The following is a 7,527-nucleotide window of genomic DNA, read 5'->3' as shown; positions in this document are numbered from 1 at the left end:
TCTTCGTGCTCTGCGCGGCTCAGTTCATGGTCGCGCTGGACTTCTCCGTGCTGAACGTGGCGCTGCCCGTGCTCGGCGCCGACCTCGGCATGAGCCAGTCCGCGCTCCAGTGGGCGGTCACCGCCTTCGCGCTGCCGTCCGGCGGCTTCCTGCTCCTCTTCGGCAGGATCGGCGACCTGTTCGGTCGGCGCAGGCTGTTCCTCGCCGGGCTCGCGCTCTTCGGGCTCGCCTCGCTCCTCGCCACGTTCGCCTGGGACCCGGCGTCCTTCCTCGCCGGACGGGCGCTCCAGGGCGTCGGCGCGGCGGCCATCGTGCCGACCGGCATGTCCCTGCTGACGACGACCTTCCCCGAGGGCCCCCAGCGCGACCGGGCGCTCGGCATCTCCGGCACGCTGCTCTCGCTCGGCTTCACGGTGGGCATGGTGCTCGGCGGCGTCCTGACCGACACGCTCGGATGGCGCTCCACCATGGGCCTGCTCACCCTGTTCGCGCTGGTCGTGCTGCCGCTGGCGCCCGGCCTGCTCCCGGAGTCCCGCACGCCCGAACGCCCCCGCCTCGACATCCCCGGCGCCATCACGGTCACCGGCGGCCTGCTCGCCCTGATCTACGCCCTGTCCACCGCCGCCGAGCGCGGCTTCGGCGGCGCCGACGTCATCGTCACGCTGGTGGCGGGCGTGGCCCTGCTCGTGGCCTTCGGCCTGGTGGAGTCGCGCGCCGCCGCCCCGCTGGTCTCCCTGCCCATGCTGCGGCGCCGGACGGTGGCCTGGGGGAACCTGGGCGGCCTCGTCACCTTCTCGATGATGTCGACGGTCATCTTCGTACTGACCCTCTACCTCCAGGAGATCCTGCGCCTGTCCGCCTTCCAGACCGGCCTGGTCTTCGGGGTGCAGGGCGTGCTCTCGGTGGTCGCGGGGGCGTACGCGGCCAAGGTCATCGGCCGCTTCGGGGCGCACCGCACGCTGGTCGGCTCGCTGCTCGGCCAGGGCCTGCTCGTGGCCACGCTGCTGGGCGTCGGCGACCAGGGCTGGTGGGTCTGGCCCGCCACGGCGGCGGTCTCCCTGGCGAGCATGTGCCACCTGGGCGCGATCATCTCGTACGGCGTGACGGTGACGTCGGGCGTCCCCGACACGGAGCAGGGGCTCGCGACCGGCCTGGTCACCTCGACCCAGCAGGTGGGCATCACCATCGGCATCCCCCTGCTCGGCGTCCTCGCGACGACGGCCCCCGGCCTCCTGACGGGCACCCGCACGGTCCTCGCGATCGACGCGGCGGTGGTCCTCGCGGCGGCGGCCCTGATCGCGGCGGGCCTGCGCCGCCGCTAGCGCCACCGCCGGAGCTGCCGCGCCCGTCGGCGGTCCGCCTCACTCAGAGGCGGACCGCCGGTTCGTCCCGTGGGCGGGCGGCCGGGGACGGCCGGACCGCAAGGCCGAGAAAGGCCGTCCAGGCCTGCGGGGAGAGAGCGAGCACGCTCCCCCCGCGCCGCGCGGAGTCACGCACCAGAACCGTCTCCCCGGTCCAGGCGGCCTCCACGCACTGCTCTTCCCCGCCATCACTCGCGCTGCTCTTGCGCCACGTCCATGAGCTGCCCACGCTTCTCCTCCACCCCGGGTGCGGAAGACCAGCCGTCGCTGCCCACGGCGGAAGGACGGAGGCCGGGAATCCGGCTCACCAGATCTTCCCGCGCGACTGGTGCAGGCACACGTAGCACCTCCTCCAGAATAACGGCGCGTCATACGAATATGAACGACCGGTTTCGCGCCAAGATCCCGCGATGCAGGGCGTGTTACTCCTGTGCGACGGCGTCCACGGGGGCGCCTCGAAGCAGATTCTCCAGATCGTCCCGCCCGTCCTCCACCCGCTCGGCGAGCGCCCGCAGGAGCGTGCCGATGTCGTCCTTGACCGCGAGGTCCTCCAGCTCCCAGAACCGCTCCAGATAACGGCCCGTCTCGTCCGCGGCGTTGGTGGTGTACGAGTCGCCGCGCGGGTTCTCCAGATGGAGGGAGTCGGGCATCTCGTCCGCCTCGAACTCGAAGAGACTGAAGGGGCCCTGGATGCCCGCGTGGGCGCCGATGCTGAACGGCAGGATCTGGATGTTGACGCCGGGCTTCGCCGCAAGCTCCGCGAGCCGCTCCAGCTGGGCGCGCATGACACCCCGCCCGCCCACGTGCCGGCGCACCACCGACTCGTCGAGGATGTAGAAGAGCTCACGCCCGCCCGAGGTCAGCAGCTCCTGGCGCGCCAGGCGCACTTCGACACCGCGCTCAAGACGCTCCTCGGAGATGCTCTTGTTGTACGCGGTCATGATCGCCCGTGCGTACTCCTCGGTCTGGAGGGGGCCGGGCATGACCAGGGCGCCGTAGTGCCGGATGACGGAGGCGGAGGACTCCAGGGCGAGGAACTCCAGGAACTCCTTGCCGTACAGGTCGCGGTACTCGCTGTAGGGCATGCGCCGGCTCCCGCGCGCGAGATCGAGGAGCTCGTCGATCTTGCGACGGTCCCGGATGCCGTACGCGTCGAGCAGAGGGCGCAGGTCGTTGACGGAGATGCCGACCTCGCCGGCCTCGATCCGGATCAGCTTGGAGGGACTCCACTCCATCCGGGCCGCGACTTGGCGCTGCGTGAGCTGGGCACCGGTCCGCGCCTTGCGGAGCTCGGTGCGCAGACGCAGCCGCTGAAGCGCCGCATTCGGCACGCTCATGATGGCTCCACCCCCAACCGGACCGTGCGAGGTGCAACATAGCAGACTAGCAGCTTACTCATCGAGACCTTCCAAGGCGACGGTTCACGTCACTGCCAGGAGAACCCATCCCGCTCGAAGCGGCAACAGGAAGGCCCGGCAGTTGCCGGACAGCTATATCGCATTTCGCTACCTGCTCATCGGACGCTCCTAAAGGTGACACGCACGTCGGCAAGCTGTCGTACCGCACTCTACCCATGTGCGCACCTCCAGGCTACGCTGGTCTGGAGCAGCATCACGCCCAACTGAACGCTCCAGCAAGGAGGTTGCAGCGCAGCGACGACACGGCGCCCGGCTCACTCCTTCGAGTGCACCGGATCACCGGTTCCCTCTTCCTGTCGCCACCCGTTCGTGGATCGCCGCGGTATCCACGGCATGCGTGGGACCAGGAAGGAGAACAGCCCGATGGCCGAGAAGCCGGATGGGCGTCGCACCCTCCGCACGTGGACCGACCGGGCCGCCCTCGCGGCTCCGTGGGTCAGCCTGCTCCTGGTGATCCAGAAGATCATCGACGAGTGGGTGCTGCCTCACGTGTGAACGGAACTGGCCCCGGCCCAGGGGCCGAGGCCAGGTGCGGCGGACGCCATCGCACAGACGTTTCCACTCCGTGTTCCTTGGACGGCAGCCCGGAGTGGGAGCGTTTCGGATCCGCCCTCCCCACCATTCTGCCGCCCCACCGTGCCTATGGCGAGGGGCAGTTGGGACACATCGACGAGTTCACCCCGGCCCGCGCGCGGGCTCAGCCGCGGTCGAGGCGGAGGCGCCGGGCTCTGGGGAGGCCTGCCACCACCAGGTCGTAGGAATCCTCGATCAGCTCTCTGAGCTGGGCGTCGGGGAGTGCGGCGTCGGCCGTGACCGTGTTCCAGTGGCGTTTGTTCATGTGGTACCCCGGCGCGATCTCGGGGTGCGCGGCCCGCAGCTGAACCGCCAGGTCGGGGTCGCACTTGAGGTTGACGGTGAGCGGACGCCTGTCGAGGGAGGCGAGGGCGAACATCTTTCCCGCGACCTTGAAGACCGACGTCTCCGGCGTGAAGGGGAACTCCTCCACCGCGTCGTTGAAGCTGAGGCAGAACGCGCGCAGCTCCTCGGGGCTCATCCCGGCTCCCCCTCCTTGACCGCGTCCCCGGCCGCGACCGGCTCCACGAGCACCGTCACGATCTTGTTCCGGCGGCCCGCCGCGGACTCCGCGGTGAGCGTCAGCTCCCGGCCGTCCGGCAGCGGCACGACCGCGGACGCCCCGGCGATCGGGACCCGGCCGAGCCGCTTGGCGAGGAGGCCGCCGACCGTCTCCACGTCCTCGTCGTCGAACTCGTCGAAGCCGAAGAGCTCCCCGAGGTCGCCGATGTCGAGACGGGCGGTCACGCGATAGCAGCCGTCGGCCAGCTCCTCGACGGGCGGCAGCTCCCGGTCGTACTCGTCGGTGATCTCGCCGACGATCTCCTCCAGGATGTCCTCGATGGTCACGATGCCGGCCGTGCCGCCGTACTCGTCGATGACCACGGCGACGTGATTGCGCTCCTGCTGCATCTCGCGGAGGAGGTCGCCCGCGTTCTTCGTGTCGGGCACGAAGGTCGCCGGGCGCATCGCCGTCGAGACGAGGTCGGACTCGCTGTCGCGGTTGATGTGCGTCTTGCGCGCCAGGTCCTTGAGGTAGACGACGCCGACCACGTCGTCCTCGCTCTCCCCGGTCACCGGGATGCGCGAGAAGCCGGAGCGCAGGGCGAGCGTGAGGGCCTGCCGGATCGTCTTGAACCGCTCGATGGAGACCAGGTCGGTGCGGGGCACCATCACCTCGCGCACCAGCGTGTCGCCCAGCTCGAAGACGGAGTGCACCATCCGGCGCTCCTCGTCCTCGATCAGGGACTCCTTCTCGGCGAGGTCCACCATCGCGCGCAGCTCGGCCTCGGAGGCGAACGGGCCGCGCCGGAAGCCCTTGCCGGGCGTGAGCGCGTTGCCGATGAGGATCAGCAGGGGCGGGATCGGGCCCATGACCCGGGCCAGCGGGAGCAGCACGTACGCCGCGGCGGTCGCGGTGTTCAGCGGGTGCTGGCGGCCGATGGTGCGCGGCGAGACCCCCACGGCGACATAGCTGACCAGGACCATGACCCCGATGGCGACGGCGAGCGCCTCCCAGGTCCGGTCGAACTCCTTCAGGCAGGCGTACGTCACCAGGGCCGCCGAGGCCATCTCGCAGGCCACCCTGACCAGCAGCGCCACATTGAGATAGCGGGTCGGGTCGGCCGCGACCTGTGCGAGCTTCGCGCTGCCGCGCCGCCCGGAGCGGACGGCCTCGTCCGCGCGGAAGCTGGAGACACGGGCGATGCCCGCCTCCGCGCAGGCCGCGAGCCAGGCGACGACGACCAGGGCGACGGCGCCCGCGATGAGCTGGACGTCCATGGCGTTACGAGACGGTGGGCGCCGGGGACGGGCCGGTCAGGCCCTTCTCCGCGCGCCAGCCGTCGACGATGGCCGCCTGGAGACCGAACATCTCGGTCTTCTCGTCGGGCTCCTCGTGGTCGTACCCCAGCAGGTGCAGCACTCCGTGGACCGTCAGGAGCTGGAGCTCCTCGTCCATGGAGTGCCGCGTCGGGGCGTCCTGGCCCTGCTTGGTGGCGACCTCGGGGCAGAGCACGATGTCGCCGAGGAGGCCCTGCGGAGGCTCGTCGTCGTCCTTCATGGGCGGCCTGAGCTCGTCCATGGGGAAGGACATGACGTCCGTCGGCCCCGGCAGGTCCATCCACTGGATGTGGAGCTGCTCCATGGCGTCGGCGTCCACCACGATCACGGACAGTTCGGAGAGCGGGTGGATGCGCATCCGCGTGAGGGCGTAGCGGGCGATGTCGAGGATCGCCTGCTCATCGACCTCGGTTCCGGATTCGTTGTTGACGTCGATCGACATGGTGGTGCTGGTCTACTTCCCGTCGCGGCTGTCGTGCTGCTCGTACGCGTCGACGATACGGCCGACCAGCTTGTGCCGGACGACGTCGTGGGAGGTGAGCCGGGAGAAGTGGATGTCCTCCACGCCGTCGAGGATGCGCTGCACCTCCCGCAGACCGCTCTTGGTGCCGCCGGGCAGGTCGACCTGGGTGATGTCACCGGTGATGACGATCTTGGAGTCGAAGCCGAGGCGGGTCAGGAACATTTTCATCTGCTCGGCGCTGGTGTTCTGCGCCTCGTCGAGGATGATGAACGCGTCGTTGAGCGTCCTGCCGCGCATGTACGCCAGGGGCGCGACCTCGATCGTGCCCGCCGCCATGAGGCGCGGGATCGAGTCCGGGTCGAGCATGTCGTGCAGCGCGTCGTACAGCGGGCGGAGATAGGGGTCGATCTTTTCGTAGAGCGTGCCCGGCAGGAAGCCGAGCCGCTCGCCCGCCTCGACCGCGGGCCGGGTCAGGATGATGCGGTTGACCTGCTTGGACTGGAGCGCCTGCACCGCCTTGGCCATGGCGAGGTACGTCTTGCCCGTACCGGCCGGGCCGATGCCGAACACGATCGTGTGCTTGTCGATCGCGTCCACATAGCGCTTCTGGTTCAGGGTCTTGGGGCGGATGGTGCGGCCGCGGGACGAGAGGATGTTCTGCGTGAGGACCTCGGCGGGGGTCTCCTCCGCGCCGTTGCCGTTCTCGTCCGCCCTCAGCATGGCGATCGAGCGTTCCACCGCATCCTCCGTCATCGGCTGTCCGGTGCGGAGCACCAGCATCATCTGGTCGAACAAGCGCTGGATGAGGGCCACTTCGCGGGCCTCGCCCACGGCGCTCACCTCATTGCCCCGGACGTGGATGTCGGCCGCCGGGAAGGCCTTCTCGATCACGCGCAGCAGGGCGTCGCCGGAGCCGAGGACGGTCACCATGGGGTGGTTGGCCGGCACGGTGAAGTGTGCCCGGGCCTGGCCCTGCGCGGCAGTGGGAGTTGTGGGTGTCTGAGTCATGGGCCGGCTCTAAAGGCCTGCTCAACCCTCCTTCGCGCCAGATCCGGCGCCGCTTGCGCGGACCGGGACGTCCGCCGTCGTGGTTCCTCGGTGATGGTCGGGTGACGGCCGCGGTGATCACGGCTGCCACACCGTCTGGACAGCTGTTCCTGCACTGCCAAGAGTACGACGGCCCACTGACAGAGCCGTAGGCCTTTTCGGCCCGGCCCCCGGATGCGCCCCCGCGCGCTCAGGCGGACCGGAATCCGATGGTCGGCACGGCCCGGCGCAGCGGCCAGGGCCTGCCGGCCGCCGGAAGCAGGGTCTCCAGGAAGCTGTAGCGCCGCAGGGCCATCGGGTCCTGCTCGTCGAACTCCGTGACCCGCCGCCACCAGCCGCCCACCTCGGCCCAGCCGGGCGCGGAGAGCGACCCGCCGAACTCCTGCACGGAGAGGGCCGCGGTGAGCCCGGCGAAGGCGAGCCGGTCCGCCAGCGGCCACCCGGCCAGGGTGCCGGTGACGAAACCGGCGACGAAGACGTCGCCCGCGCCGGTCGGGTCCATGGCCTCCACCTCGATCGCGGGCACCTCCGCGCTCTCGCCGGTCCGCCGGTCCACCGCGTACGCCCCGTCGGCACCGAGGGTCACCACCGCGAGCGGTACGTACTCGGTCAGCGCGTGGGCCGCCTCCCTGGGGCAGGAGGTGCGGGTGTACCGCATGGCCTCCTCCGCGTTCGGCAGGAACGCCTCGCAGTGCCGCAGGTCGGGGAGGGCGGCGAGATCCCACCGGCCGGTGTCGTCCCAGCCGACGTCGCCGAAGATCCGGGTGCCGCTGCCCGCGGCCTGGGCGATCCAGGGGGCGCTGGTGCCGGGGGCGAGCGAGGC

At 70.5% G+C, this 7,527-nt stretch carries 10 protein-coding genes; 2 read left to right on the top strand and 8 right to left on the bottom strand.

Annotated features, from left to right (window positions below; all coding sequences use genetic code 11):
* Positions 1-1,322, top strand: a 1,322-nt coding sequence (locus AB8Z36_RS21215) for an MFS transporter (RefSeq protein ID WP_369214933.1), incomplete at its 5' end; no start/stop codon positions are given.
* Positions 1,323-1,365: 43 nt separating this feature from the next.
* Here the strand turns inward: AB8Z36_RS21215 and AB8Z36_RS21210 are convergent.
* From AB8Z36_RS21210 to AB8Z36_RS21200, 3 genes are all read right to left on the bottom strand, one after another.
* On the bottom strand, positions 1,366-1,530 hold the full coding sequence (locus AB8Z36_RS21210; protein ID WP_369214934.1) for a DUF397 domain-containing protein: 165 nt from the start codon (positions 1,528-1,530) through the stop codon (positions 1,366-1,368).
* 19 nt (positions 1,531-1,549) lie between these two features.
* Positions 1,550-1,699, bottom strand: coding sequence for a hypothetical protein (locus tag AB8Z36_RS21205; RefSeq protein WP_369214935.1), 150 nt, complete (start codon positions 1,697-1,699; stop codon positions 1,550-1,552).
* Between the two features lie 84 nt (positions 1,700-1,783).
* Entirely contained in the window at positions 1,784-2,698 is a 915-nt protein-coding gene (locus AB8Z36_RS21200) for a helix-turn-helix domain-containing protein (protein WP_369214932.1), read from the bottom strand.
* 444 nt (positions 2,699-3,142) lie between these two features.
* Here AB8Z36_RS21200 and AB8Z36_RS21195 point away from each other — a divergent pair, with 444 nt between their 5' ends.
* Positions 3,143-3,274, top strand: a complete 132-nt coding sequence (locus tag AB8Z36_RS21195) for a hypothetical protein (RefSeq protein WP_257788610.1) — start codon at positions 3,143-3,145, stop codon at positions 3,272-3,274.
* A gap of 202 nt (positions 3,275-3,476) precedes the next feature.
* On the opposite strand, the gene AB8Z36_RS21190 is transcribed toward AB8Z36_RS21195, so the two are convergent.
* The 5 genes from AB8Z36_RS21190 to AB8Z36_RS21170 all read right to left on the bottom strand — a co-directional run.
* Entirely contained in the window at positions 3,477-3,833 is a 357-nt protein-coding gene (locus AB8Z36_RS21190; RefSeq protein WP_369214931.1) for an MmcQ/YjbR family DNA-binding protein, read from the bottom strand.
* Entirely contained in the window at positions 3,830-5,134 is a 1,305-nt protein-coding gene (locus AB8Z36_RS21185; protein WP_369214930.1) for a hemolysin family protein, read from the bottom strand. Before AB8Z36_RS21185 ends, AB8Z36_RS21190 begins: the two co-directional genes overlap by 4 nt.
* 4 nt (positions 5,135-5,138) lie before the next feature.
* The gene (gene ybeY, locus AB8Z36_RS21180; protein ID WP_369214929.1) at positions 5,139-5,636 is read right to left on the bottom strand and encodes an rRNA maturation RNase YbeY; all 498 of its coding nucleotides are present in this window, start codon (positions 5,634-5,636) and stop codon (positions 5,139-5,141) included.
* Between the two features lie 12 nt (positions 5,637-5,648).
* Positions 5,649-6,665, bottom strand: a complete 1,017-nt coding sequence (locus tag AB8Z36_RS21175; protein WP_369214928.1) for a PhoH family protein — start codon at positions 6,663-6,665, stop codon at positions 5,649-5,651.
* A gap of 229 nt (positions 6,666-6,894) precedes the next feature.
* A partial coding sequence (locus AB8Z36_RS21170; protein ID WP_369214927.1) for a carbohydrate kinase family protein occupies positions 6,895-7,527 on the bottom strand: 633 nt, incomplete at its 5' end.

Origin of the sequence: Streptomyces flavofungini (assembly GCF_041028215.1) — a bacterium.
Lineage (GTDB): Bacteria > Actinomycetota > Actinomycetes > Streptomycetales > Streptomycetaceae > Streptomyces > Streptomyces flavofungini_B.
The sequence above is the reverse complement of the archived record's forward strand: the minus strand, read 5'-3'. Positions and strand labels throughout refer to the sequence as shown.